Genomic DNA, 25,409 nt, shown 5'->3' on the forward strand with positions numbered 1-25,409 from the left:
GTCGTCACACCGTCACCCGGCCGCGCCGGAATGCTGGGACATCATGCACCGGCGACGAAGGGTCGGTGTGCGACGACGCCCTTGGATCGATCCAAAGTTACCGGTCCGTACCGCGGGAGACCGCAGGTCGCGCAGGACCGGGAGCCCGATATGGTCGGAGTGGTCACCAAAGGCCGCAGTGTCGACGGGGTCACCGAAGGCCCCACCAAGGAGGCATCACCATGACTGTCCGCGTAGGTATCAACGGCTTCGGTCGCATCGGCCGCAACTTCTTCCGCGCCGTGCGCGCCTCGGGCGCCGACATCGAGATCGTCGGCGTGAACGACCTGACCGACAACGCCTCGCTGGCGAACCTGCTCAAGTTCGACTCGATCCTGGGTCGGCTCGACGCCGACGTCACCAGCGACGACACGTCGATCAAGGTGGGCGACCAGACCATCGCCGCGTTCGCCGAGCGCGACCCGTCCGCCCTCAAGTGGGGCGACATCGGTGCCGACGTGGTCGTCGAGTCCACCGGCTTCTTCACCGACGCGACCAAGGCCAAGGCCCACGTCGACGCCGGCGCCAAGAAGGTCATCATCTCCGCGCCCGCCTCCAACGAGGACATCACCATCGTGATGGGCGTCAACCACGAGCTCTACGACCCCGCGGCCCACACCGTCATCTCCAACGCGTCCTGCACGACCAACTGCCTCGCGCCGATGGCCAAGGCGCTGCACGACGGCCTCGGCATCAACAAGGGCCTGATGACGACCATCCACGCCTACACCGCCGACCAGAACCTCCAGGACAACATCCACAAGGACCCGCGTCGCGCCCGCGCCGCAGCGCTCAACATGGTGCCGACCTCGACCGGTGCGGCGAAGGCCATCGGCCTCGTCCTCCCCGAGCTCAAGGGCAAGCTCGACGGCTACGCCATGCGCGTCCCGGTCCCCACCGGCTCCGCCACCGACCTGACCTTCGAGGCCAGCCGCGAGACGTCCGTCGACGAGGTCAACGCGATCGTCAAGGCCGCTGCCGACGGGCGTTACCTGCGCTACTCCACCGACCCGCTGGTCTCCACCGACATCGTCACCGACCCGGCGTCCTGCATCTTCGACGCGCCCCTCACCAAGGTGATCGGCAACCAGGTCAAGGTGCTCGGCTGGTACGACAACGAGTGGGGCTACTCCAACCGCCTCGCCGACCTGATCACCCACGTCGGCACGTCGCTCTGACCGTGGCCGAGACCACCGCTGGCATCGAGTCCCTCGGTGACCTGAGGGGCAAGCGCGTCCTGGTCCGCTCGGACCTCAACGTGCCCCTCGACGGCACCACCATCACCGACGACGGCCGGATCCGCGCGAGCGTCCCGACCATCACGCAGCTGTCCGACGCGGGCGCCCGGGTGGTCGTGACCGCCCACCTGGGCCGCCCCAAGGGCGCGCCCGACCCGGCGTACTCGCTGGAGCCGGTCGCCGGTCGGCTGTCCGAGCTGCTCGGGCGTCCGGTGGCGTTCGCGACCGACACCGTCGGCGCGAGCGCGTCCGAGACCGTCGCCGGCCTGGAGGACGGTGACGTCGCCCTCCTGGAGAACGTCCGCTTCAACGACGGCGAGACCAGCAAGGACGACCAGGTCCGCGGCGCGTTCGCCGACCAGCTCGCGCAGCTGGCCGATACCTTCGTCTCCGACGGTTTCGGCGTCGTCCACCGCAAGCAGGCGAGCGTGTACGACGTCGCGCTGCGGCTGCCGTCCGCGATGGGCGGCCTGGTGGCGGCGGAGGTCGACGTGCTGCGGCGCCTGACGGAGGAGCCCGAGCGGCCCTACGTCGTCGTGCTGGGCGGGTCGAAGGTCTCCGACAAGCTCGGGGTCATCGACAACCTCATCGACAAGGCCGACAAGCTGCTCATCGGCGGCGGCATGGTCTTCACCTTCCTCAAGGCCCAGGGCCACGAGGTCGGCAAGAGCCTCCTCGAGGCCGACCAGCTCGACACCTGCAACCGCTACCTCAGCGAGGCGGCGGACCGCGGCGTCGAGATCGTGCTGCCCACCGACGTCGTGGTTGACACGGCGTTCCCGTCGGGCGACCGCGAGCCGCAGCCGTCCGTCGTACCCGCCTCGGAGATCCCGGCCGACGCCCTCGGGCTCGACATCGGGCCCGAGTCGGCGGCCGCCTTCGCGGCGGCGCTGGCCGACGCCAGGACGGTCTTCTGGAACGGCCCGATGGGCGTGTTCGAGACCGACGCCTTCGCCGGCGGCACCCGTGCCGTCGCGCAGGCGCTGACCGAGATCGACGGCCTGTCGGTCGTCGGCGGCGGCGACTCCGCCGCGGCCGTGCGCCAGCTCGGCTTCGACGAGGCCGCGTTCGGCCACATCTCCACCGGCGGTGGCGCGTCGCTGGAGTTCCTGGAGGGCAAGGAGCTCCCGGGCATCGCCGTACTCGAGAGGGGCTGACCGTGGCCGAGAAGACGAACCGCACGCCGCTGATGGCGGGCAACTGGAAGATGAACCTCAACCACCAGGAAGCGGTGGTGACGGTCCAGAAGCTCGCCTGGACGCTGTCGGACAAGCGCCACGACTTCGGCAAGGTCGAGGTCGTCGTGGTGCCGCCGTTCACCGACCTGCGCTCGGTGCAGACGCTGGTCGACGGCGACCGGCTGTCGATCCGCTACGGCGCCCAGGACGTCTCCGTCCACGACAACGGCGCCTACACCGGCGAGATCTCCGCGGCCATGCTGTCCAAGCTGGGCTGCTCCTACGTCGTCGTCGGGCACAGCGAGCGCCGGATGTACCACAACGAGTCCGACGAGCTGGTCAACGCCAAGGCCCACAAGTCGCTCCACGCCGGGATGACCCCGATCGTGTGCGTCGGGGAGGGTCTCGACGTACGCAAGGCAGGGGAGCACGTCGCCTTCACGCTCACGCAGCTCGACGGCTCGCTCGACGGGTTCACCGCCGAGCAGGTCGCCGGCCTCGTGGTCGCCTACGAGCCGGTCTGGGCCATCGGCACGGGCGAGGTGGCGACCCCGGACGACGCGCAGGAGGTCTGCGCGGCGATCCGCGAGCGTGTCCGCGCGGTCCACGGTGACGGTGCGGCCGGCGGCCTGCGGATCCTCTACGGCGGGTCGGTCAAGGCCGCCAACGTCGGCGGGATCATGGAGAAGGCGGACGTCGACGGATGCCTCGTCGGGGGCGCCAGCCTTCAGGTCGACGAGTTCGGCGGGATCTGCCGTTTCTACGACATGCCCGTGCTGTGAGGGCGCTCACCGGTTCGCGGCGAACGTGACGTAGGCTTCCGCTCGTGATTCTTGCTTTCACCATCCTGCTCGTCCTCACGAGCGCGATCATGATCCTGCTGGTGCTCCTCCACAAGGGCCGCGGCGGCGGCCTGTCCGACATGTTCGGTGGCGGCGTGTCCAGCAGCCTGGGGGGATCGTCGGTCGCTGAGCGCAACCTCGACCGCTTCACGATCGGGGTCGGCGTCATCTGGTTTGCCTGTGTTGTCGCCCTCGGCCTGCTCATGGCCTACCAGGGCAGCTGAGTCCCCAAGCGTTTCTGAGAAGGAGTCGTCATGGCTGGTGCTGGAAACGCGATCCGCGGTAGTCGAGTCGGGGCCGGCCCGATGGGTGAGGCCGAGCGCGGCGAGGCCGCACCGCGGCAGGCAGTGACGTACTTCTGCAGCCACGACCACCGGTCCGTGGTGACCTTCGCGATCGAGGCCGCGGTGCCCGAGTCGTGGGACTGCCCCAAGTGCGGCCTGCCGGCCAGCCTCGACTCGGAGAACCCGCCCCCGGCCCCCAAGATCGAGCCCTACAAGACGCACCTCGCCTACGTGAAGGAGCGTCGCAGCGAGACCGAGGCGGCCGACATCCTCGACGAGGCCGTCGCCCTGCTGCGCAGCCGCCGCAAGGCCGGCGAGATCATCTTCTGACAGGTCGAGTCGGCGCGTCCTGAGCCCACAGGGACGTCGAGTCGGCGCGTCCTGAGCCCACAGGGACGTCGAGTCGGCGCGTCCTGAGTTCCGGGACCGGTCGAGTCGGCCCATCCTGCTCAGGCTGCGTGGCGCCCTCGCCCGCGGCGTACGCCGTCGAGGATGACGTCCTCGATGCAGGCGTGTCGCCCGTACACGTCGGACGACCACACGGGCTCCATGATCCAGTCCTCATCGTCGCGCAACCATCCGAATCGGGTTTCATCTTCGGCCTCGTGCTGCTCACCGGTGTGCCAGTCGAGCCCCTGGAACTCCACACCGAAGCGCAGGTCCTTGTTGCCCACGTCGATGAAGGCCTGCCGGCCTTCGGACAGCACTTCGATCTGCGGCTCCGGAGGAGGAACCGGGAGATTGAGCCATCGCCAGCGGACGACCGTCTCGCCTCCGGACTGGGAACGACCGTCAGTGTGGGGTGCGACCAGTCGCAGGATGGTCACCCAGCGCATCCGCTTGAACCGGTCCACCTCAGCGAGGAGCTCCTCGACGCTGAACACACCGAGTCGGTGCAGGGCGTCGAGTGCGGTGAGTGCGGGCTCCGGCCACCGTTGCCGCCCCAGGTCGAGTGCGGTGCGAAGCGGTGTGGTCATCCGGATGCCGTCGACCACTGTCAGGTCCCTGTCGAGGAAGGTGCGCTCGCCGCTGTCGGCAAGCTTGTTGCGCAGCCGGCCTCGTCCGTGAGGTAGGAAGAGGGCGATGGGCATGGCGTGCAGGTGCTCGTTCGGGTGGAGGAGCATGTCGGCGCCTTGCGCCCAGCCGGCGTGCCGGTCGACGACGATGGCGTCGGGCGGCGTCACGAGCCTGAGGCACGCGAGCCGGTGAGCAGTGTCGTCGCGCGCCTGCGCAGCGACGTACACGCCCTTGATCGGCGTCCGCAGGAGCCCCGCTCGCTTGAGGAGGGTCAGGTCGTGCGGACTGATCCCCTCGTCCGACGCGGCGCGTGTGGTGAACGGTGCGTCGAGCGGGAGCGGGAAGGTGTCGTCGAGATAGGGCAGTTGCAGCCACTGTGTCGGGTCCATGACTGCACTGATCCCCGCGGCCCACGGACCTGACTCCTACCTGCTGCGATCTGTGGACAACGTCAGGACGAGCCGACTCGACCCGATGTGGCGGTCAGGAAGCGCCGACTCGACCCGATGTGGCGGTCAGGACGCGCCGCCTCGACCCGATGTGGGCGTCAGGACGAGCCCACTCGCCCGGTCAGAGGGCGGAGGCGGCGGCCTCGTCGAGCCACCAGACGGTCTCCTCACCGCGTACGCCACGGGCGGGGGTCTCGGTGACCGACCCGTCGGCAGCGAGCGCGCGGGCGACCGCCTCGGCCTTGCTGTCGCCGCTGGCGATGAACCACACCGCGCGGCAGCGCTCCATCGCCTCGAAGGTGAGGGTGACGCGGTCCGGCGGCGGCTTGGGGGAGTCGTGGACGGCGACGGCGATCGCGTCGCGGGCCTCCAGTGCAGCGTGGCCGGGGAAGAGCGACGCGCAGTGGCCGTCGGGGCCGATGCCGAGCATCAGCACCTCGAAGAACCCGGCGCCGTGCTGGCGCAGCGCCTCACCGTAGGCCGCGGCGGCGTCCTCGGCCGTCGCGACCTGGTCGCTCGCCGGCACCTCGTGGACGTTGGCCGGGTCGACGGGGACGTGGTCGAGGAGCGACTCGCGCGCCTGGCGTGCGTTGCGGTCGGGGGAGCCGGCAGGGACGAACCGCTCGTCGCCCCACCAGAACACGACGCGGGACCAGTCGACCGCGGAGTCGACGGCCCGGCGGGCGAGCTCGCGGTGGAGCTCCTCGGCGATGGTGCCCCCGGTGAGCCCGACCTGTGGCACCTCACCACGAGCCTGCGCGGACTCGAGCCGGTCGAGCAGCGCGGAGGCGATGTCGCCGACGAGCACGTCGGCGTCGTCGTGGCGGCGGACCTCGGGCGCGTTCACTTTTTGCTCCTCAGCTTGACGAGGCGGGCGGCGACCTCGGCGTAGACGTCGTCCTCGTCGAGGCGGCGCAGCTCCTCCGCCAGCAGGGCCGGCACCTCGCGGCGCTTCAGTGCGACCGGCCGGTCGGGCCGGTTGGGCGAGGTGAACGTCGCCAGCCGGCCGTCGGCCCGGGAGATGCGGATCGGGCCGTCCTTGGTGTCCATGGTGACCTCGGTGATGCCGGGGCCGTCGGAGTTGCCGCGGGCGACGTCGACCTTGAGCCGGTCGCTGAGCCATGCCACCAGCAGGTCGGCGCTGGGGCTGATCCGCTCGGCGGTCACCTTGGCGCCGGTCACCTTGAGGGGGTGCTGGTCCAGGGCCGCGGCGAGCAGCGCGCGCCACGGCGTCAGCCGGGTCCAGCTGAGGTCGGTGTTGCCGGGCGCGTAGGTGCGGCACTGGGTCAGCATCGCGGTGGACTTGCCACGCGGGACCGCCGCGGAGTCGGTGATGCGCCGCTGGGCGAGCGCGCCGAGCGGGTCGGCAGCAACGTCGGCCGGCGCGGACGTCGGCCACCAGATGGCGACGGGGGAGTCGGGCAGCAGCAGGGGCAGCACGACGGACTCGGCGTGCTTGACCACCTCGCCCTTCAGCCGGATCACGGCGATCTCGCCGCCCCAGCCGTCGCCACTGCCGACCTGGGCGTTGACCTGTGCGGCGCCGCGAGCGTCACCGAGGATGACGCCGAGGACCCGGGACGGGTGCTCGCGCGAGGCGCGCTTGGCCGCGGCCATCGCCTCGGCCGCGTCGTCCTCGGGGGCGACGATGACGAGGGTCATCACCATGCCCATCGCCGGGCTGCCGGCCCGGGTGCGTGACCGGATGAACTCCGCGGCGATCTTGGACGAGTTGGTGTCAGTCAGTTCGATCATCAGGGCCTCCTCCAGGTACGGCCGTCGCGTGCGAGCATCTTGTCGGCGGACTCAGGACCCCAGGTGCCGGAGTCGTACTGGTCCGGCTTGCCCTTCCGGGCCCAGAAGTCGATCACGGGATCGAGGATCTTCCACGAGAGCTCGACCTCCTCGTGCCGCGGGAACAGTGGCGGCTCGCCGAGCAGGACGTCGAGGATGAGGCGTTCGTACGCCTCGGCGCTGGCCTCGGTGAAGGAGCCGCCGTAGGCGAAGTCCATGTTGACGTCGCGGATCTCCATCGCGGTGCCGGGCACCTTCGACCCGAAGCGCAGGGTCATGCCCTCGTCGGGCTGCACGCGGATGACGAGCGCGTTCTGGCTGAGGTCCTCGGTCGCGGTCTGCGCGAACGGGAGGTGCGGCGCGCGCTTGAAGACGATGGCGACCTCGGTGACGCGTCGCCCGAGCCGCTTGCCGGTGCGGAGGTAGAACGGCACCCCGGCCCAGCGGCGCGTCTCCACGTTGACGGTGATCGCGGCGAAGGTCTCGGTGGTGGAGGTCTTCCGGATGCCTTCCTCGTCGAGGAAGCCCTGGACCTTCTCGCCACCGGCCCACCCGGCGGCGTACTGGCCGCGGGCGGTGGTGAGGTCGAGACGCGGCGGCAGCGTGGCCGACTTGAGCACCTTCTGCTTCTCGATGCGCAGGCTCCTGGCGTCGAACGCGATGGGCTCCTCCATCGCGACGAGCGCCATCAGCTGCAGGAGGTGGTTCTGGATGACGTCGCGCGCGGCCCCGATGCCGTCGTAGTAGCCCGCGCGGCCGCCGATGCCGATGTCCTCGGCCATCGTGATCTGCACGTGGTCGACGTAGTTGGCGTTCCAGATCGGCTCGAACATGTTGTTGGCGAACCGCATGGCCAGGATGTTCTGGACCGTCTCCTTGCCGAGGTAGTGGTCGATCCGGAAGACCGACCCGGACGGGAAGACGCCGTCGAGGGTGCGGTTGAGCTCGCGCGCCGACTCGAGGTCGTGGCCGAACGGCTTCTCCACGACCACGCGGCGCCACTGGTCGGGTCCGGGGTCGGCGAGGCCGTGCTCCTTGAGCTGGCCCACGACGGTGCCGAAGAAGGCGGGCGGGATCGCGAGGTAGAAGGCCATGTTGCCGCCGGTGCCGCGCAGCTGGTCGAGCTCCTCGACGGTGCGGCGCAGGTGGTCGAAGGCGGCATCGTCGTCGAAGTCGCCGGAGACGAAGCGGAAGCCCTCGGACAGCTGCTTCCAGACCTCCTCGCGAAACGGCGTACGGGCGTGCTCCTTGACCGCGTCGTGCACGATCTGCGCAAAGTCCTGGTCGGCCCAGTCGCGCCGGGCGAAGCCGACCAGGCTGAAGCCCGGCGGCAGCAGGCCGCGGTTGGCGAGGTCGTAGATCGCGGGCATGACCTTCTTGCGCGACAGGTCACCCGTCACGCCGAAGAGCACCATGCCGCAGGGGCCGGCGATCCGCGGCAGCCGGCGGTCCTGCGGGTCACGTAGCGGGTTGGCGTGGGTCATGCGGGGCCCCCAGGTCGTTGTTCGGAGGAGCGGAGCGGGGGAGAAGAACGTCGTGGGTTGTTCATCGGCCTCGGTTCTCCTGGTAGTAGCGGATCAGCGACTGCGTGGAGGGGTCCTGCCCGGCGGCCACGGACGCGTCTCCCGAGATCGCCGGCCGCAGCTCCTGGGCGAGCTGCTTGCCGAGCTCGACGCCCCACTGGTCGAAGCTGTCGATGCCCCACACGGCGCCCTGGACGAAGGTGATGTGCTCGTAGAGGGCGATGAGCTGGCCGAGCACGGACGGCGTGAGCGCCGCCGCCATGATCGACGTCGTGGGGCGGTTGCCCGGGAAGGTGCGCGCCGAGACCAGCTCCTCGGCGACACCCTCCTCGCGGACCTCGTCGGCGGTCTTGCCGAAGGCGAGCGCCTTGGTCTGCGCGAGGAAGTTGGCCAGCAGCAGCTCGTGGACGTCGGTCTCGCCGTCGTCGGTGCGGTCGACGAGCTCGTACGACGGTCGCGCGAAGGCGATGAAGTCGGCCGGCACGAGCCGGGTGCCCTGGTGGATGAGCTGGTAGAAGGCGTGCTGGCCGTTGGTGCCGGGCTCGCCCCAGAAGACCTCGCCCGTGTCGTAGCCGACGGCCGCGCCGTCCCATCGCACGCCCTTGCCGTTGGACTCCATCGTCAGCTGCTGGAGGTAGGCGGGGAAGCGGTGCAACAGCTGTGCGTAGGGGAGCACGGCGTGGGTGTGGGCACCGAGGAAGTTGGTGTACCAGACGTTGAGCAGCCCCATCCGGAGCGGCACGTTGGACTCCGGCGGCGCGGTGCGGAAGTGCTCGTCCATCGCGTGGAAGCCGGCGAGCAGCTCGGCGAAGCGCTCCGGCCCGACGGCCACGACCAGCGACAGCCCGATCGCGGAGTCCATCGAGTAGCGCCCGCCGACCCAGTCCCAGAAGCCGAACGCGTTGTCGGGGTCGATCCCGAAGTCGGCCACCTTGTCGAGTGCCGTGGACACGGCGACGAAGTGCTGGGCGACCGCGGCCGCCTCGTCGGTGCCGGACGGCAGGTGCTCCAGGAGCCAGGCCCGGCACAGCCGGGCGTTGGTGAGCGTCTCGAGGGTGCCGAAGGTCTTGCTGGAGACGATGAACAGCGTCGTTTCCGGGTCGAGGTCGGACAGCGCCTGACCGGCGTCGGTGGGGTCGATGTTGCTGATGAAGCGGCACGACAGCCCGTCCTGCCGGTAGGGCTCGAGCGCCTCGTAGGCCATCACGGGGCCGAGGTCGGAGCCGCCGATGCCGATGTTGACGACCGTCGCGATCCGCTTGCCCGTGACGCCGGTCCACTCGCCCGACCGGACGCGGTCGGCGAAGGCGTACACCCGGTCGAGCACCTCGTGGACGTCGGCCACGACGTCCTGGCCGTCGACGCTCAGCGACGCGTCGGCCGGCAGCCGGAGCGCCGTGTGGAGCACCGCGCGGTCCTCGGTGACGTTGATGTGCTCGCCCGCCAGCATCGCGTCCCGCCGTCCGGTCACGCCGACCTCGTCGGCGAGCGCGAGCAGCGCCGCCTCCACGTCACCGTCGAGGAGGTTCTTCGATAGATCGACGTGGAGGTCGGCGGCGGCGAGGCTCTGGCGGTCGACCCACTCCGGCGTCAGCGTGGCGCGCAGGTCGGGCTCGTACGACGCCGCGAGCTCGGTGAGCCGTGCCCACGCCTGCGTCGTGGTCAGGTCGACCGCATTCATCAGCGAGCGGCCTCGAGGGACTTCGCGAGCGTCGTCTGGAGCTCGTCCCAGGCGACGACGAACTTGTCGACGCCCTCCTTGATGAGCGCCTTGATCACGTCGTCGTAGTCGATGCCGGCGTCCGCGAGCGCCTTCATGTGGGCGGCGGCGTCGTCGTAGAACGGACGGATGCGGTCACCGCGGACCTCGCCGTGGTCGGCGACGGCGTCGAGGGTCTTCTCGGGCATCGTGTTGACGGTGTCCTCGACGACCAGGTCGACGACGTACATCGTGTCGTCGTAGTCGGGGTTCTTGACACCGGTCGACGCCCACAGCGGGCGCTGCTTGCGCGCGCCCTTGGCCTCGAGCGCCGCCCAGCGGTCACCGCTGAAGAACTCCTCGTACATCTGGAACGCGAGCCGCGCGTTGGCGACGCCGGCCTTGCCGCGCAGGTCGGGGTCGGTGCCCGGCCCGTCCGTCGTGGCCTCGAGCCGCTTGTCGATCTCGGTGTCGACGCGCGAGACGAAGAAGGACGCCACCGAGTGGATGTCGGCGAGCTCGTGACCGTTGGCGGCGGCCTGCTCGAGGCCGGAGACGTAGGCCTCCATGACGTTGCGGTACTGCTCGAGGCCGAAGATCAGCGTCACGTTGACCGAGATGCCCGCGGCGATGGTCTCCGTGATGGCCGGCCAACCCTCCTTGGTGCCCGGGATCTTGATGAGGAGGTTGGGCTGGTCGACGATCCGCCAGAGCTCGGCTGCCTCCTTGACGGTCTCGCCGGTGTCGTGGGCGAAGCCGGGGGACACCTCGATGGAGACGCGGCCGTCGACACCGTCGGTGGCGTCGAAGACCGGGCGCATCACCGCGCAGGCGTCGCGCACGTCGTCGGTGGTGATGACCTGCGTGGCCTTGTCGACGTCGGCGCCCGCGGCGGCGAGCTCGCGCACCTGCGGGTCGTAGCGCTCACCGTCGGCCAGCGCGGCCTGGAAGATGGCCGGGTTGGACGTGACGCCCACGACGTGGCTGTTCTTCACCAGGTCGGCCAGGTTGCCGGTCTCCAGCCGCTCGCGGGAGAGGTCGTCGAGCCAGATGGACACCCCGGCGTCGGCCAGGGCCTTGAGGCGGTCGTTCATGGGTTTCCTCCCGTAGGGATGGTGGGTCGAGCTGCTCAGGCGGTGACGACGGCGACGCTGTCGCGGGCGGCGTCGGCGACGGCCTGCGCAGTGATGCCGAACTCGGTGTAGATGCGTGTGTAGTCGGCCGATGCGCCGTAGTGCTCGATGGACACGATGCGACCGTTGTCGCCGACGAGCTCGCGCCAGCCCTGCTTGACGCCTGCCTCGACGGACACGCGAGCCTTGACGGTCGGGGGCAGCACGGTGTCGCGGTAGGACTCGTCCTGGTCCTCGAACCACTCGAGGCAGGGCATCGACACCACCCGGGCGTCGATGCCGTCGGCTGCCAGCAGCTTGCGTGCCTCGACGGCGAGCTGGACCTCCGAGCCGGTGCCGATGAGGATCACGTCGGGCGTGGCCTTCTCGGAGTCGATCAGGACGTAGGCGCCGCGGGCCACGCCCTCGGTCGTGGCGAAACCGTCCGTCCCGCGCGGGAAGACGGGCACGTTCTGGCGGGTGAGTGCGAGTGCGGCCGGCCGATCGGTGTGGCCGAGGATCGTCTGCCACACGGCGACGGTCTCGTTGGCGTCGGCAGGTCGTACGACGTCGAGGCCGGGCATGGCACGCAGCGCCGCCAGGTGCTCGATCGGCTGGTGCGTCGGGCCGTCCTCGCCGAGGCCGATCGAGTCGTGGGTCCACACGTAGGTGACCGGCAGCCTGCTCAGCGCGGCCACGCGCACGGAGCCGCGCATGTAGTCGGAGAAGGTGAGGAACGTGCCGCCGAAGACGCGGGTGAGCCGGTCGGCCGCGATGCCGTTCATGATCGCGCCCATGCCGTGCTCGCGGATGCCGAAGTGGAGGACGCGACCGGCGTAGGGGTCGGTGCTCCACTCGCCCACCTTCGCGATCTCCGGACCGACCGACGGTGCGCTGGAGATCGTGGTGTTGTTGGACCCGGCCAGGTCGGCCGAGCCGCCCCAGAGCTCGGGCAGCACCGGGGCCAGCGCGTTGATCACCTTGCCGGACGCGGAGCGCGTCGCCACGCCCTTGGCGTCGGCCTCGAAGGCCGGGAGCGCGTCGGCGAGGTCGCGGGGGAGCTCGCGCTGCTTGAGCCGGTGGAGCAGCTCGGCGGAGGCGGCGTGCTTCTTGGCCCAGGCGTCGTACTGCTCGTCCCACTCGGCGCCCCACGCGGCACCGCGCTCGCGGAGCTCGCGCGTGCGCTCGAGGACGCCTGGCGGGATCTCGAAGGTCTGCTCGGGGTCGAAGCCCAGCACCTCCTTGGTGGCGGCGACCTCCTCGGCGCCGAGCGCGCTGCCGTGTGCGGCCTCGGTGCCCTGCGCGTTCGGGGCGGGCCACGCGATGACGGTGTCGACGACGATCAGCGACGGCTTGTCGCTGACGGTGTGCGCCTTGCGGATCGCGGCGTAGAGCGCGGGGACGTCCTCGACGTACTCCTTGCCGCCGTTGGTCCAGTCGACGGTCTGGACGTGCCAGCCGTAGGCCGCGTAGCGGGCGGCGACGTCCTCGGTGAACGCGATGTCGGTGTCGCCCTCGATCGAGATCCGGTTGCGGTCGTAGATGAGGGTGAGGTTGCCGAGCTGCTGGGTGCCGGCGATGGAGGAGGCCTCGGAGCTGACGCCCTCCTGCAGGTCACCGTCGGAGGCGAGTGCGTAGACCTGGTGGTCGAAGAGGCTCGCGCCCGGAGCTGCGTCGGGGTCGAGCAGCCCGTGCACGCGGCGACCCGACAGAGCCATGCCGACCGCGTTGCCGACGCCCTGTCCCAGCGGCCCCGTGGTCACCTCGACACCGGCGGTGTGGCCGAGCTCGGGGTGTCCAGGGGTCTTGGAACCCCAGGTGCGGAGCGCCTTGAGGTCGTCGAGCTCGAGCCCGTATCCACCGAGGAAGAGCTGGGTGTAGAGGGTGATCGAGCTGTGGCCGCACGACAGCACGAAGCGGTCACGGGCCACCCACTCGGGGTCGGCCGGATCGTGCCGCATCACCTTCTGGAAGAGCAGGTACGCCACCGGCGCGAGGCTCATGGCCGTGCCGGGGTGGCCGTTGCCGACCTTCTGGACCGCGTCCATCGCCAGGACCCGGGCGGTGTCGACGGCCCGGCGGTCGATGTCGTCCCACTGGAGGGTGGCGGGCAGGGCGGACTTCTTGGTCAACGCAGTTCCTCTCGATGGAGTGCAACCGGGTGCAGTCAGGATCACAGCCCAGCAGGGGTGGCCTCGACTGCGACCCTATCGTCGTGGCCGAGTAGACTCGACCGTGCCCGAGGGTCGTCCCGGACGCCGGAACAGTTGGCCGTTCATCCTTCGGTTCCCTTGCTGTCCGCGTCCCATCCGCCCCCGTCCTCCCGAGGTTCTCCACCGTGTCCCACGCCGGCCCGAACGCAGCCGCGTCCGCCCGGCCGTCGACCGATGACCCGGGCGTCGTGACCGACGCGCCGAAGTCCTGGCGCGACGTCATCGCCGCCTACGTCGGGCTGACCAAGCCGCGGGTGATCGAGCTGCTCCTCCTGACGACGGTCCCGGTGATGTTCTTCGCCGAGCGCGGCATCCCGCCGCTGGGGCTGGTCGCTGCGACCGTCGTCGGTGGTGCGCTGTCGGCGGGCTCCGCCTCGGCCTACAACTGCATCTACGACCGCGACATCGACGAGCAGATGCGGCGTACGCGGCGACGGGCGCTGCCCCGTCACATCGTCTCGCCGGTCTCGGCCCTCGTCTTCGCGACGGTGCTGGCCGTGCTGTCGACCGTGGTCCTGGCGCTGTGGGTCAACTGGCTCTCGGCCGCGCTGTCGGTGCTGGCCAACGCGTTCTACGTCTTCGTCTACACGATGCTGCTCAAGCGCCGCACCACCCAGAACATCGTCTGGGGCGGCCTGGCCGGCTGCTTCCCGGCCCTCATCGGCTGGACGGCGGTGACCGGCGAGCTGGCCTGGACGCCGGTCGTGCTGTTCCTCGTCGTCTTCTTCTGGACGCCACCGCACACCTGGGCGCTCGCGCTGCGCTACCGCGAGGACTACCGCAACGTCGACGTGCCGATGCTCCCCGTGGTCAAGCCCGCGACCGAGGTCGGACGACAGGTCGTCATCTACAGCTGGGTGATGGTCGCCACGTCGCTGCTGCTGTGGCCGGTCGCCGGGACGAGCCTGGTCTACCCGATCGCCGCAGCCGTCCTGGGCGCCGTCTTCCTGGTCGAGGCCCACCGGATGTGGAAGCGCGCGAAGGGCTCGGACTCCCTGACCGACATCAACCCGATGCGGCTCTTCCACGCGTCCAACCTCTACCTCTCGCTGCTCTTCGTCGCCGTAGCACTGGACCCCCTGCTCGGCCGATAGCGCATCTCGAAGGTCTTGTCAGGAGAATGCGACAACTCTGGAGATCTTCTTGAGACAACGTTCCGTGTCCACCGACGCGATCACCCGTTGAATGCTCCGCAGGGGGAGGCAGTGGGCATCCCTCGTGGGAGCAGGGGGTAGTTCTGCATGTCTTCAACACCTGAGCGACGACACCGGACCGCGGGGGGCGCGGCCGGACTGGGGGTTCGTAGCCGTCCGATCCACCGTGGGGTGTCGCGGATCGTGACACTCGTCCTGGCCGTGGGCTTCGCCGTCGTCGGCGTCGCCGGGGCGGCCAGTGCGCACCACAACACGATCAACGGTTCGGTGGTCTGCAAGACGGGCGGCGGCTGGGCCGTCACCTGGACCGTCGAGAACAGCGAGACGCGCACCGAGTCGATCACCGCGTCCAACCGGCCGGGCGTCGTCCCCGTCGGCACTCAGCTGACCTCGCGTCAGACACGCCCGTTCACCGAGACCGTCACCACCAAGCCGACCTCGCCGCTGACCCTGACGCTGTCGGCGAGGTGGACCAACGGCTCCACCAACACCAGCTCCGGGAGCATCCCGGTCGCGAAGTTCGAGGACGGCTGCAAGGTCACCACCGTCCAGCCGCCGACGATCCCGGTCGTCGACGACTGCGGCCCGGGCAACGCGCACTACGGCCAGGTCCCGTCCGGGCCGTGGACCTCGGTCACCAACCCTGACGGCAGCGTCACGGTGACGGCCAACCCGGGCAACCAGTTCACCGGCGGACAGACGTCGGTCACCTACCCGGCGCCGACCGACAGCAACGAGGCGTGCCCGACCCCGCCGGTCGTGACCCCGCCGGTGGTGACGCCGCCCGTCGTCACCCCGCCCGTCGTCACCCCGCCCGAGGTGCTGCCCGCCGAGGCACGCGTCGTGTCGGCCCGTGCCCGCACGATCGACAAGTGCGGCACCCGCGGTGACGTCTACAAGGTGATCAAGCGGTCGGGCGTCGTCTACACGTCGAAGGGCAAGGTCCTGCGCCAGGGCGTGTGGCTGAAGGCCGGCGCGAAGCGCGTCACCGTCCGCGCCCACGCGGCCGACGCGTCCTACCGGCTGCAGGGCAAGCAGGTGTGGAAGATGACGTTCCGCACCCGTCCGTGCGCCAACGCCCCGGAGGTCGCACCCAGCACCGGAGCGCGATGACCCGCTCCCGCGCTGCCGGGATCGTCGCCGCGATGGCGCTCGGCGTGACCGTGGTGGTCGGTCAGGGCGCGGCTCACGCCGCCCCTGACCGGCTCACGATCGGGCGCACCGGCACCGACGCGGCCATCATCAAGGTGCCGGCGCGCAACGACACCCTGGCCGTCGGCAACCGGCTCCGTGGCGCGGTCTACACCTGGTCGAAGGGCGACCCGCCCTGCGACCCCACCGGCAGCACCGTCTACGCCGGGCACGCCTGGCGCGCCGGCAACGGGGTCGCCGACCGGTGGGGCTCGCTGCGACGCGGCGACGTCATCAAGGTGGCGGGCTGCCGGTTCGAGGTCACCCGGCGCGAGTACTGGCCGGCGTCGCGGCGGATGGGGTCGCTCTACTCCGTCGCCGGGCCCGCCCGGATCGTGCTCGTCGGCTGCAAGGCCGACGACTACTCCCGGCGCACGGTGGTCTTCGCCCGCAAGGTCGGGCGGTCCTGACCGCCTGACCGCCTACGAAGGGCCGATGCGGGTGGCGGCGTGCGTCTGGGGCACGCCGTCCGCCCGTGCCTCGTCGGCGCCGCGGTGGGGCAGCACGGCGAGGGCGATGCGGGCCAGGCCTGCGGCGAGCAGGCCCGCGCCGAGCATGTGGAGGGCGACCAGGCCCACCGGCAGGTCCAGCCAGTACTGCGCCCAGCCCAGGACGCCCTGGAGCACCTCGATGAGCAGCACCAGCCCGGTCACGCGGGCCAGCCACCGGTGTCCGCCGCGCCGCGCCGCGACCAGCAGCACGACGGTCAGCGCGACGAGGACGTACACCGAGATCGCGTGGACCTGCGACACGGTCGCCGGGTCGAGGCCGTTGCGGGGCGAGTCGGTGTCGCCGGCGTGCGGACCGGCCCCGGTCACGACCGTGCCGAGGTAGAGGACCACCCAGCCCGACGCGAACGTCGCCCAGGCGAGGGCGCGCGGCAGCGGCGGTGCCATCCCGCGGGTGGGGCTGCGCAGCTCGTCGATCAACGCGACGCAGACCATGATCATCGCCATCGACAGCAGGAAGTGACCGGCGACGACCCAGGGGTTGAGGTCGGTCAGCACCGTGATGCCGCCGAGCACCGCCTGCAGCGGGATGCCCAGGCCGATCACGAGCGCGAGCCGCGTCGCGCGGCGGTGCCGCGCCCCGAGGGCGGCGAGGAAGCACAGCACGGCGACGGCGGCGAGGACGAAGGTCAGCAGCCGGTTGCCGAACTCGATGGCGCCGTGCAGCCCCAGCTCACCGTGGGCGACGTACGACGCGTCGGTGCAGCGCGGCCACGTCGGGCACCCCAGGCCGGAGCCGGTGAGCCGGACGGCCGCGCCGGTGACGACGATGCCGATGTTGGCGATGAGGTTGGCCACGGCGAGCGGCCAGAGGAACCGCGCGAGGCGGTCGAGCAGGGTGCGTCCCATCATTCCCACCTGAAGGTCCGGGCCGTGAGCAGAGCGCCGAGCACCGCCCAGGCTGCGAGCACGAGCAGCGAGCGGCCGTCGATGTCGGCGTGCACGAGCGTGGAGCGCATGGCCTCGCCGAGCGCGCCGGACGGCAGCCACTGGATCAGCCCGCCGGCGGCGCCGTAGGTGCTGGTCGGCAGCACCACGCCACCACCTGCCATGAGGAGCAGGTAGACGAGGTTGGCCAGCGCGAGGGTCGCCTCGGCACGCAGCGCACCGGCGACGAGGAGCCCGAGGGACGCGAAGGCCGCGGTGCCCAGGCCGACCGTGAGCAGCAGGCCGAGCACGGTGCGTGCCGGGCTGGCCAGCGAGGGCTCCCAGCCCAGGGCCAGCGCGACGACCACGAGCACGACGAGCTGCAGGGCGACGACGTTGAGCAGTGCCAGCACCTTGCCCAGGAGCAGGCCGTGACGGGGGAGGGGCGAGGAGCCGAGCAGCTTGATCACGCCGTAGCGGCGCTCGAAGCCGGTGGCGATGGCCACGGACGTGAACGCGGTCGACATCACGGCGAGGGCCAGGACTCCCGGGGTGAGGAGGTCGACCGGCGCGTGCCCCTCGAAGGTGCTGCCGAGGCGACCCGCCGCGGCGACACCTCCCACGAGCACGATCACCGGGATCACGATCGCGAGCAGCAGCTGCTCGCCGTTGCGCAGCATCAGCCGCGCCTCCATGCGCGCCTGTGCCAGCACCATCCGGCCGAGGCCGGCCCCTCCGGGGGCCGGTGTGAAGGTGCCGGTCGGGCGGGCGCCGGCGGGAGCGGTGCTCATGAGGGGGTCCCTGCGGCGTTGTTCGGAGGAGCGGAGCGGGGGAGGAGAACGTCGTGGGGTGTCTCGAGCTCCCGTCCGGTGAGCTCGAGGAAGACGTCCTCCAGGGTGCGCTGGCCCAGGGTGAGCGTCTGGGGCAGGACGTCATGCTCCTCGCACCACCGCGAGACGCGGCCGAGGGTGGTGGCGTCGGCCGGACCGTGGATGAGCATGCTCACCTCGTCGAGCTGGCGGACCTCGGTGAGCGGCCCGAGCTCCCTGCGCAGGGACTCGGGTGCGCCGTCGGGGAACGGCCGGTTGACGACCAGCCGGATGGTCGCGGAGTGGCCGCCGCGGGTCAGCTCGGCCGGGGTCCCGGAGGCGATCAGCGCGCCGCGGTCGATGATGTGGATGCGGTCGGCCAGGTGCTCGGCCTCGTCCATGTGGTGGGTCGTCAGCACGACCGTGACGCCGTCGGCCCGGACCTCCTCGAGCATCTCCCACGTCGTACGCCTGGCCTGGGGGTCCATGCCGGCGGTCGGTTCGTCGACGAACACCAGCTCGGGTCGCCCGACGAGCGCGATCGCCAGGCCGAGGCGCTGCTTCTGGCCGCCGGACAGCCGGCGATAGGGAGTCCGTCCGCAGTCGGCCAGGCCAAGGCGGTCGACGAGCATCGCCGTGTCGAGCGGGTGCGCGTGGAGCGACGCCATGTGGTCCAGCATCTCCACGGCGCGTACGCCGCTCCAGGCGCCGCCGCTCTGCAGCATGACGCCGATCCGGGGGAGCAGCTCCGCGCGGTCGCGCTGCGGGTCGAGCCCCAGCACGCGGACCGTGCCGCGCTGGGGCACCCGGTAGCCCTCGCAGGTCTCGAGCGTCGTGGTCTTGCCCGCGCCGTTGGGGCCGAGCACGGCGGTGATCGACCCCCGCGCCACCTCGAGCGACAACCCGTCGACGGCCACCTTGTCGCCGTACGCCATCACCAGACCGTCGATCTCGACGGCGGGGGAGGCGGGTGGCACGAACTGATTCTAGGTGCGCCTTATTGAGGAGCGGCTGTCGGTCCCCGCGACTAGCGTGGTCGACATGACGCGATCCGCGATCGAGGCCGAGGGCCTCGTCAAGCACTTCGGCGACACCGTGGCCGTGGACGGGGTGTCCTTCACCGTCCCCGAGGGCTCGGTCCTCGGCCTGCTCGGGCCCAACGGCGCCGGCAAGACCACCACCGTCCGGATGATGACCACCCTGACCCGCCCGACCGCGGGCACGGGGCGCGTCGCCGGCCACGACATCCTGACCGACCCCGCGGCCGTGCGCCGCAGCATGGGGCTGACCGGTCAGGCCGCGACCGTCGACGAGCTCCTGACGGGCCGGGAGAACCTGCGCCTCATCGGCAACCTCTACGGCCTCGACGCCTCCTACATCCGGCGCGCCAGCGACGAGCTGCTCGAGCGCTTCTCGCTGTCCGACGCCGGCGACCGCACGGCCAAGACCTACTCCGGCGGCATGCGGCGACGGCTCGACCTGGCGGTCAGCCTGATCGCGACGCCGCCCGTGCTCTTCCTCGACGAGCCGACCACGGGCCTCGACCCGCGCTCGCGCGTGGAACTGTGGGAGGTGCTGCGCGAGCTCGTCGCCGACGGGACCACCCTGCTGCTGACGACGCAGTACCTCGAGGAGGCCGACCAGCTCTCCGACAACATCGTCGTGATCGATCGCGGCACGGTGATCGCCGAGGGCACCCCGCTGCAGCTGAAGGACCAGTCCGGTGCGGCCGCGCTCGTCGTGACGGTCTCCCACTCCGGCGACCTCCGGACCGCCGAGGCGCTGCTGCGCCCCTACGTCAGAGAGGTGCACGTCGACGTGGGCGCGCGCCAGCTCACGGCGCCCTCGGAGGGCCTGGGCCACATGACACGCGTGGCCGGGATCTTCGACGAGAGCGGCATCGTGCTCGACGACATCGGGCTCAAGCGCCCGAGCCTCGACGACGTCTTCCTCCACCTCACCGGCCACCGTGCCGAGCAGGAGACCGACGACACAGTCGAGGTCGACGCCGCAGACCAGCTCGACCAGACCGCAGGAGGAAGGGCCCGATGACCACGCTCGAGCGACCGGAGATCCGCACGACCGGGCTGCAGGCCCAGTCATGGGCCATCGCCCGCCGCAACTTCCTCCACATCAAGCGCATGCCCGAGATGCTGATGGACGTCACCATCCAGCCGGTGATGTTCGTGCTGCTGTTCGCCTTCGTCTTCGGCTCGTCGATCGACGTGGCGACGCCCGCCGGCTACCGCGCGTTCCTGCTCCCGGGGATCATGGCGCAGACCGTCGCCTTCGCCTCGTTCATCGTCGCCGTCGGCCTCACCGCCGACCTCGACAAGGGCATCGTCGACCGGATGCGCTCGCTGCCCATCAACCCGGCGGCCGTGCTGGTCGGCCGCAGCATCTCGAGCCTGGTCCACGCCTCGATCGGCCTCGTCGTCATGTCGTTGACCGGCCTGCTCATCGGCTGGCGCATCCACACCGACGTGTTCCAGGCGGCCTTCGGCTACGTCCTGCTCCTCGGCTGGGGGTTCGCGATGATCTGGGTCGGCATCTGGGTCGGCTCCGCGATGCGCTCGGTCGAGGCGGTCAACGGCGTCATGTTCGCGACGATGTTCCCGATCACCTTCCTGGCCAACACGTTCGCGCCGACCGACCAGATGCCGACCGTCCTGCGGTTCGTCGCCGAGTGGAACCCGATCTCCTCGCTCACCCAGGCCGTCCGCGTGCTCTGGGGCAACGACCAGCCTCTCGCCGAGGGCGCGGCGTTCCCGATGCACCACCCGATCCCGTTCACGATCGGCTGGATCATCCTGATCACGGCGGTCGTGGCGCCACTGGCCATACGCACCTTCCGCGCCCGCACCGCGGACTGAGCGGGCCGCCGGCGCTCCCGGCTCCACAGTGGGCGGGGTCACTTAGGTGACCCTTGCTTGAACGACAGGAAGCATTAACGACACACTGGTGTTGTGGAATTCGTGAGGACGTCGACGGCACAGCGTGAGGGCGATGCGCCCACACGCGACCGTGTGGCGCGCACGATCCTCGAGAACGGTCCCTCGACCGCCGCCGACCTGGCTCTCCGGCTCGACCTGACGCCTGCCGCCGTACGCCGTCACCTCGACCACCTCGCCGACGAGGGGGTCGTGGAGTCGCGCGACCAGAAGGTCTACGGCACCCGGGGGCGTGGCCGGCCCGCCAAGGTCTTCGCGCTCACCGAGACCGGGCGCGACAGCTTCGACCAGCAGTACGACGACCTCGCCGTGCAGGCCATGCGGTTCCTGGCCGAGACGCAGGGCGAGGACGCCGTGGTCGAGTTCGCGCGGCGCCGGGTGGCCTTCGTCGGGCGCGACTACGCCGACATCATGGCCGCCAACCCCGACCTGACGCCCGCCGAGGCGCTGGCACGGGTGTTCACCCAGAACGGCTACGCGGCATCGGTGCGCGAGCTCCCGGTCGTGGGGGAGCAGCTGTGCCAGCAGCACTGCCCGGTCTCCCACGTCGCCCACGAGTTCCCGCAGCTCTGCGAGGCCGAGACCGAGGCGATCGCCTCCGTGCTCGGCACCCACGTCCAGCGGTTGGCGACCATCGCCCACGGCGACGGCGTGTGCACCACGTGCATCCCCCAGACCCTCAAGACGGACCCGAAGACGGTCCCGACAAAGGAGCAGGCATGACCTCCATCGAAGAACTCAACCCGGAGCTCAAGGGCATCGGCAAGTACGAGTTCGGCTGGTCCGACTCCGACACCGCCGGCGCCACCGCGACGCGTGGTCTCAACGAGGACGTCGTGCGGGACATCTCCGGCAAGAAGTCCGAGCCGCAGTGGATGCTCGACCTGCGCCTCAAGGGCCTCAAGCTCTTCCACCGCAAGCCCATGCCCACCTGGGGCTCGGACCTGTCGACGATCGACTTCGACAACATCAAGTACTTCGTCCGCTCCAGCGAGAAGCAGGCGACGTCGTGGGAGGACCTCCCCGAGGACATCAAGAACACCTACGACAGGCTCGGCATCCCGGAGGCGGAGAAGCAGCGCCTCGTCGCCGGTGTCGCCGCGCAGTACGAGTCGGAGGTCGTCTACCACTCGATCCGCGAGGACCTCGAGGAGAAGGGTGTCATCTTCGTCGACACCGACACCGCGCTGAAGGAGCACGAGGAGCTCTTCAAGGAGTACTTCGGAACCGTCATCCCGGTCGGTGACAACAAGTTCTCCGCGCTCAACACCTCGGTGTGGTCGGGTGGCTCGTTCATCTACGTCCCCAAGGGCGTCCACGTCGACATCCCGCTGCAGGCCTACTTCCGGATCAACACCGAGAACATGGGCCAGTTCGAGCGGACGCTGATCATCGCGGACGAGGACTCCTACGTGCACTACGTCGAGGGCTGCACCGCCCCGATCTACTCCTCCGACTCGCTCCACTCCGCGGTCGTGGAGATCATCGTGAAGAAGGGCGCCCGCGTCCGCTACACGACCATCCAGAACTGGTCCAACAACGTCTACAACCTCGTCACCAAGCGGGCGACCTGTGACGCCGGCGCCACGATGGAGTGGGTCGACGGCAACATCGGCTCCAAGGTGACGATGAAGTACCCCGCCATCTACCTCATGGGCGAGCACGCCAAGGGGGAGACGCTGTCGATCGCGTTCGCCGGCGAGGGCCAGCACCAGGACGCCGGCGCCAAGATGGTGCACGCGGCGCCGCACACCTCGTCGTCCATCCTGAGCAAGTCGGTGGCACGCGGCGGCGGTCGTACGTCGTACCGCGGGCTGATCCAGGTCAACGAGGGCGCGCACGGCTCGAAGTCCAACGTGCTCTGCGACGCGCTGCTGGTCGACCAGATCAGCCGGAGCGACACCTACCCCTACGTCGACATCCGCGAGGACGACGTGTCGATGGGCCACGAGGCCAGCGTCTCGAAGGTCTCCGACGACCAGCTGTTCTACCTCATGTCGCGCGGCATGGAGCAGGACGAGGCGATGGCGATGATCGTGCGCGGCTTCGTCGAGCCGATCGCCAAGGAGCTGCCGATGGAGTACGCCCTCGAGCTCAACCGCCTGATCGAGCTGCAGATGGAAGGCGCGGTCGGCTGACCTGCCGCCCCGCCGCCTGACCGTTGGTCGTGACGGTCGCCCCGGCGACCGTCACGAGACCGAAACGAGAAAGTAGAGCTTTGACCGTCACCACTGATTCCGTCCGCTCCGCGCTGGAGCAGGGCCCCGAGCACGGCAAGGTGGAGAGCCACCTCCACCCGGCCGGCTCGTTCGACGTCGCCGACCACGAGGTCCCGACCGGCCGCGAGGAGATCTGGCGCTTCACGCCGCTCAAGCGGCTCAAGGGCCTGCACGCCGACGCCGAGTTCATGCGGTCCGCGACCTCGTGCACGTGGAACACCCCCGAGGGTGTCCGCATCGAGGGCGTGTCCGGCGACGAGGCCCGTGGGCTGCGGGGCATCTCCGGGCTCGTGCCCAACACCCGCTGGGCCGCGCGCGTCCTGGCCGAGGTGCCCTCGAGCCTGCTGATCGACGTGCCCGCCGACACCGAGGTGTCCGAGCCGATCGTCGTCGACCTCGACGGCGAGGACGTCACCGTGACCGAGGCCGGTCACGTCGCGATGCGGTTCGGTGCGCACAGCAAGGCGATCGTGGTGCTCAACCACACCGGCTCCTCCACCATCGCCGCGGTCGTCGAGATCGCGATCGGTGACGGCGCCGACGTCACGGTCGTCTCGATCCAGGACTGGGCCGACGACGCCGTCCACCTGTCGCACCACCAGGCCAGCGTCGGTCGTGACGCGACCTACAAGCACGCCGCGATCTCATTCGGCGGCGACCTGGTGCGGATGGACGCCAACGTGACCTACGACGGTCCGGGCGGCTCGGCCGAGCTGCTCGGCCTCTACTTCGCCGACGCCGGCCAGCACATCGAGCACCGGATCTTCGCCGACCACACGGCGCCGCGCACCAAGTCCCACGCGCTCTACAAGGGCGCGCTGCAGGGCGAGAAGGCGCACACGGTCTGGGTCGGCAACGTGCTGATCCGCAAGGTCGCCGAGGGCATCGAAACCTACGAGGAGAACCGCAACCTCGTCCTCACCGACGGGTGCCAGGCCGACTCGATCCCGAACCTCGAGATCGAGACCGGTGAGATCGAGGGTGCCGGCCACGCCTCGGCCACGGCGCGCTTCGACGACAACCAGCTCTTCTACCTCCAGTCGCGCGGCGTCTCCGAGGCGGAGGCGCAGCGGCTGGTCGTGCACGGCTTCTTCAACGACCTGATCCGCAAGGTGGGCGTGCCGTCCATCGAGGACCGCCTCCTCACCACCGTCGAGGCCGAGCTCGCCAAGAACGTGCTCAAGGACCTCGGCTCGCTCGCCGCCTTCGGGTCGGACAGCTGATGGCGTTCGAGCGCGCCTGCGCCCTCGACGAGGTCAGGACCGACCAGGGCCTCGCCGTGACCCTCGGTCGCTACGAGATCGTGGTCGCCCGCCACGGCGACGAGGTCTTCGCGCTGGAGAACGAGTGCAGCCACGCCGCGGTCGCCCTCAGTGAGGGCGAGGTCGCCGACTGCCAGGTCGAGTGCTGGCTGCACGGGTCGATGTTCGACCTCCGCACCGGCAAGCCCACCAACCTCCCCGCGACCGAGCCGGTCGCCACCTTCCCGATCGAGGTACGCGGCACTGACGTGTACGTCGACACCGAGACCACCCTGAACGGAGTCACCCCCTCATGAGCAAGCTCGTCATCACCGACCTCCACGTCACCGTCGACACCGAGGACGGACCCAAGGAGATCCTCAAGGGCGTCACCCTCACCATCAAGGAGGGCGAGACCCACGCGATCATGGGGCCCAACGGGTCGGGCAAGTCGACGCTCGCGTACTCGATCGCCGGGCACCCGAAGTACACGATCACCGGCGGCTCGGTGACCCTCGACGGCCAGGACGTGCTGTCCCTCTCGGTCGACGAGCGCGCCCGCGCGGGCCTGTTCCTCGCCATGCAGTACCCCGTCGAGGTCCCGGGCGTCTCGGTGTCCAACTTCCTGCGCACCGCCAAGACCGCCATCGACGGTGAGGCCCCCAAGCTGCGCACCTGGGTCAAGGACGTCAACGCCGCCCTCGAGCAGCTCAACCTCGACCCGTCGTTCGGCACGCGGAACGTCAACGAGGGCTTCTCGGGCGGCGAGAAGAAGCGCCACGAGATCGCCCAGCTCGAGCTGCTCGACCCCCAGGTCGCGGTGCTCGACGAGACCGACTCCGGCCTCGACATCGACGCGCTGAAGATCGTCTCCGAGGGCGTCAACCGCTTCCGCCAGCGCGAGGGCAAGGGCGTCCTGCTCATCACCCACTACACCCGCATCCTGCGCTACATCGAGCCCGACTACGTCCACGTGTTCGTCGACGGCAAGGTCGCGGAGTCCGGCGGCCGGGAGCTCGCCGACGCTCTGGAAGCCGAGGGGTACGACAAGTACCTCAAGGCGAACGCCTGAGCCACCCG

25 protein-coding genes are annotated in these 25,409 nt (G+C 70.3%); 15 read left to right on the plus strand and 10 right to left on the minus strand.

Annotated elements, in window-relative coordinates; all coding sequences use genetic code 11:
* Positions 1–221 precede the first annotated feature (221 nt).
* Genes gap through JOD65_RS12840 form a run of 5 tightly spaced genes read left to right on the plus strand, consistent with a single transcriptional unit; the run spans position 222 to position 3,911 of the window.
* Positions 222–1,217, plus strand: coding sequence for a type I glyceraldehyde-3-phosphate dehydrogenase (gene gap / locus JOD65_RS12820; RefSeq protein WP_191197228.1), 996 nt, complete (start codon positions 222–224; stop codon positions 1,215–1,217).
* Positions 1,218–1,219: 2 nt separating this feature from the next.
* Positions 1,220–2,434, plus strand: coding sequence for a phosphoglycerate kinase (locus JOD65_RS12825; protein WP_307821144.1), 1,215 nt, complete (start codon positions 1,220–1,222; stop codon positions 2,432–2,434).
* A 32-nt stretch (positions 2,435–2,466) separates the two neighbouring features.
* Complete coding sequence (gene tpiA, locus JOD65_RS12830; protein ID WP_191197310.1) at positions 2,467–3,237, plus strand: triose-phosphate isomerase; 771 nt, start codon at positions 2,467–2,469, stop codon at positions 3,235–3,237.
* Positions 3,238–3,281: 44 nt separating this feature from the next.
* Positions 3,282–3,521 carry a preprotein translocase subunit SecG gene (gene secG / locus JOD65_RS12835; RefSeq protein ID WP_191197227.1) on the plus strand — a complete coding sequence of 80 codons (240 nt, stop codon included), beginning with the start codon at positions 3,282–3,284 and terminating at the stop codon, positions 3,519–3,521.
* A 30-nt stretch (positions 3,522–3,551) separates the two neighbouring features.
* Positions 3,552–3,911: an RNA polymerase-binding protein RbpA gene (locus JOD65_RS12840; protein ID WP_172259783.1), complete on the plus strand. Its 360-nt coding sequence runs from the start codon at positions 3,552–3,554 to the stop codon at positions 3,909–3,911.
* 119 nt (positions 3,912–4,030) lie between these two features.
* Here the strand turns inward: JOD65_RS12840 and JOD65_RS12845 are convergent, their stop codons facing one another.
* The 7 genes from JOD65_RS12845 to tkt form a co-directional block, all read right to left on the minus strand.
* Positions 4,031–4,987, minus strand: coding sequence for a type IV toxin-antitoxin system AbiEi family antitoxin domain-containing protein (locus JOD65_RS12845; protein ID WP_191197226.1), 957 nt, complete (start codon positions 4,985–4,987; stop codon positions 4,031–4,033).
* Between the two features lie 181 nt (positions 4,988–5,168).
* Complete coding sequence (gene pgl / locus JOD65_RS12850) at positions 5,169–5,894, minus strand: 6-phosphogluconolactonase (RefSeq protein WP_191197225.1); 726 nt, start codon at positions 5,892–5,894, stop codon at positions 5,169–5,171.
* Positions 5,891–6,802, minus strand: coding sequence for a glucose-6-phosphate dehydrogenase assembly protein OpcA (locus JOD65_RS12855; RefSeq protein WP_191197224.1), 912 nt, complete (start codon positions 6,800–6,802; stop codon positions 5,891–5,893). The genes pgl and JOD65_RS12855 overlap by 4 nt, the downstream gene beginning before the upstream one ends.
* A complete protein-coding gene (gene zwf / locus JOD65_RS12860) occupies positions 6,802–8,325 on the minus strand; it encodes a glucose-6-phosphate dehydrogenase (RefSeq protein ID WP_191197223.1) in 1,524 nt (507 codons plus the stop codon). Before zwf ends, JOD65_RS12855 begins: the two co-directional genes overlap by 1 nt.
* A 61-nt stretch (positions 8,326–8,386) precedes the next feature.
* Positions 8,387–10,048 (minus strand): glucose-6-phosphate isomerase, encoded by a 1,662-nt coding sequence (pgi, locus tag JOD65_RS12865; RefSeq protein ID WP_204811522.1) that lies wholly within the window; start codon positions 10,046–10,048, stop codon positions 8,387–8,389.
* Complete coding sequence (gene tal / locus JOD65_RS12870; protein WP_191197221.1) at positions 10,045–11,157, minus strand: transaldolase; 1,113 nt, start codon at positions 11,155–11,157, stop codon at positions 10,045–10,047. Before tal ends, pgi begins: the two co-directional genes overlap by 4 nt.
* A 35-nt stretch (positions 11,158–11,192) precedes the next feature.
* Positions 11,193–13,289, minus strand: a complete 2,097-nt coding sequence (gene tkt, locus JOD65_RS12875) for a transketolase (protein WP_224748200.1) — start codon at positions 13,287–13,289, stop codon at positions 11,193–11,195.
* A 224-nt stretch (positions 13,290–13,513) separates the two neighbouring features.
* Between tkt and JOD65_RS12880 the strand changes: the two genes are divergently transcribed.
* The 3 genes from JOD65_RS12880 to JOD65_RS12890 all read left to right on the plus strand — a co-directional run bounded on the left by JOD65_RS12880 (position 13,514) and on the right by JOD65_RS12890 (position 16,143).
* Positions 13,514–14,482, plus strand: coding sequence for a heme o synthase (locus JOD65_RS12880; protein ID WP_191197219.1), 969 nt, complete (start codon positions 13,514–13,516; stop codon positions 14,480–14,482).
* A 243-nt stretch (positions 14,483–14,725) separates the two neighbouring features.
* Complete coding sequence (locus JOD65_RS12885) at positions 14,726–15,655, plus strand: hypothetical protein (RefSeq protein ID WP_191197218.1); 930 nt, start codon at positions 14,726–14,728, stop codon at positions 15,653–15,655.
* Positions 15,652–16,143, plus strand: coding sequence for a class F sortase (locus JOD65_RS12890; protein WP_191197217.1), 492 nt, complete (start codon positions 15,652–15,654; stop codon positions 16,141–16,143). Before JOD65_RS12885 ends, JOD65_RS12890 begins: the two co-directional genes overlap by 4 nt.
* Positions 16,144–16,155: 12 nt before the next feature.
* Here the strand turns inward: JOD65_RS12890 and JOD65_RS12895 are convergent, their stop codons facing one another.
* From JOD65_RS12895 to JOD65_RS12905, 3 genes are read right to left on the minus strand one after another with little or no spacing between them, the layout of a single operon-like run.
* Positions 16,156–17,091 carry a COX15/CtaA family protein gene (locus JOD65_RS12895; RefSeq protein WP_224748164.1) on the minus strand — a complete coding sequence of 312 codons (936 nt, stop codon included), beginning with the start codon at positions 17,089–17,091 and terminating at the stop codon, positions 16,156–16,158.
* On the minus strand, positions 17,091–17,900 hold the full coding sequence (locus tag JOD65_RS12900) for an ABC transporter permease (RefSeq protein ID WP_191197215.1): 810 nt from the start codon (positions 17,898–17,900) through the stop codon (positions 17,091–17,093). The genes JOD65_RS12895 and JOD65_RS12900 overlap by 1 nt, the downstream gene beginning before the upstream one ends.
* The gene (locus tag JOD65_RS12905; protein WP_307821146.1) at positions 17,897–18,895 is read right to left on the minus strand and encodes an ABC transporter ATP-binding protein; all 999 of its coding nucleotides are present in this window, start codon (positions 18,893–18,895) and stop codon (positions 17,897–17,899) included. Before JOD65_RS12905 ends, JOD65_RS12900 begins: the two co-directional genes overlap by 4 nt.
* 64 nt (positions 18,896–18,959) lie before the next feature.
* Between JOD65_RS12905 and JOD65_RS12910 the strand changes: the two genes are divergently transcribed.
* The 7 genes from JOD65_RS12910 to sufC all read left to right on the plus strand — a co-directional run bounded on the left by JOD65_RS12910 (position 18,960) and on the right by sufC (position 25,401).
* Complete coding sequence (locus JOD65_RS12910) at positions 18,960–19,970, plus strand: ATP-binding cassette domain-containing protein (RefSeq protein WP_191197214.1); 1,011 nt, start codon at positions 18,960–18,962, stop codon at positions 19,968–19,970.
* Positions 19,967–20,791: an ABC transporter permease gene (locus tag JOD65_RS12915; protein ID WP_191197213.1), complete on the plus strand. Its 825-nt coding sequence runs from the start codon at positions 19,967–19,969 to the stop codon at positions 20,789–20,791. The genes JOD65_RS12910 and JOD65_RS12915 overlap by 4 nt, the downstream gene beginning before the upstream one ends.
* 93 nt (positions 20,792–20,884) lie before the next feature.
* Complete coding sequence (locus JOD65_RS12920; protein ID WP_191197212.1) at positions 20,885–21,592, plus strand: helix-turn-helix transcriptional regulator; 708 nt, start codon at positions 20,885–20,887, stop codon at positions 21,590–21,592.
* Positions 21,589–23,007, plus strand: a complete 1,419-nt coding sequence (gene sufB / locus JOD65_RS12925) for a Fe-S cluster assembly protein SufB (RefSeq protein WP_191197211.1) — start codon at positions 21,589–21,591, stop codon at positions 23,005–23,007. Before JOD65_RS12920 ends, sufB begins: the two co-directional genes overlap by 4 nt.
* 80 nt (positions 23,008–23,087) lie before the next feature.
* Positions 23,088–24,311, plus strand: a complete 1,224-nt coding sequence (sufD, locus tag JOD65_RS12930) for a Fe-S cluster assembly protein SufD (RefSeq protein ID WP_191197210.1) — start codon at positions 23,088–23,090, stop codon at positions 24,309–24,311.
* Positions 24,311–24,646, plus strand: a complete 336-nt coding sequence (locus JOD65_RS12935; RefSeq protein ID WP_191197209.1) for a non-heme iron oxygenase ferredoxin subunit — start codon at positions 24,311–24,313, stop codon at positions 24,644–24,646. Before sufD ends, JOD65_RS12935 begins: the two co-directional genes overlap by 1 nt.
* Positions 24,643–25,401, plus strand: a complete 759-nt coding sequence (gene sufC, locus JOD65_RS12940; RefSeq protein ID WP_191197208.1) for a Fe-S cluster assembly ATPase SufC — start codon at positions 24,643–24,645, stop codon at positions 25,399–25,401. Before JOD65_RS12935 ends, sufC begins: the two co-directional genes overlap by 4 nt.
* Positions 25,402–25,409: the final 8 nt, after the last annotated feature.

The organism is Nocardioides cavernae, from assembly GCF_016907475.1.
Lineage (GTDB): Bacteria > Actinomycetota > Actinomycetes > Propionibacteriales > Nocardioidaceae > Nocardioides > Nocardioides cavernae.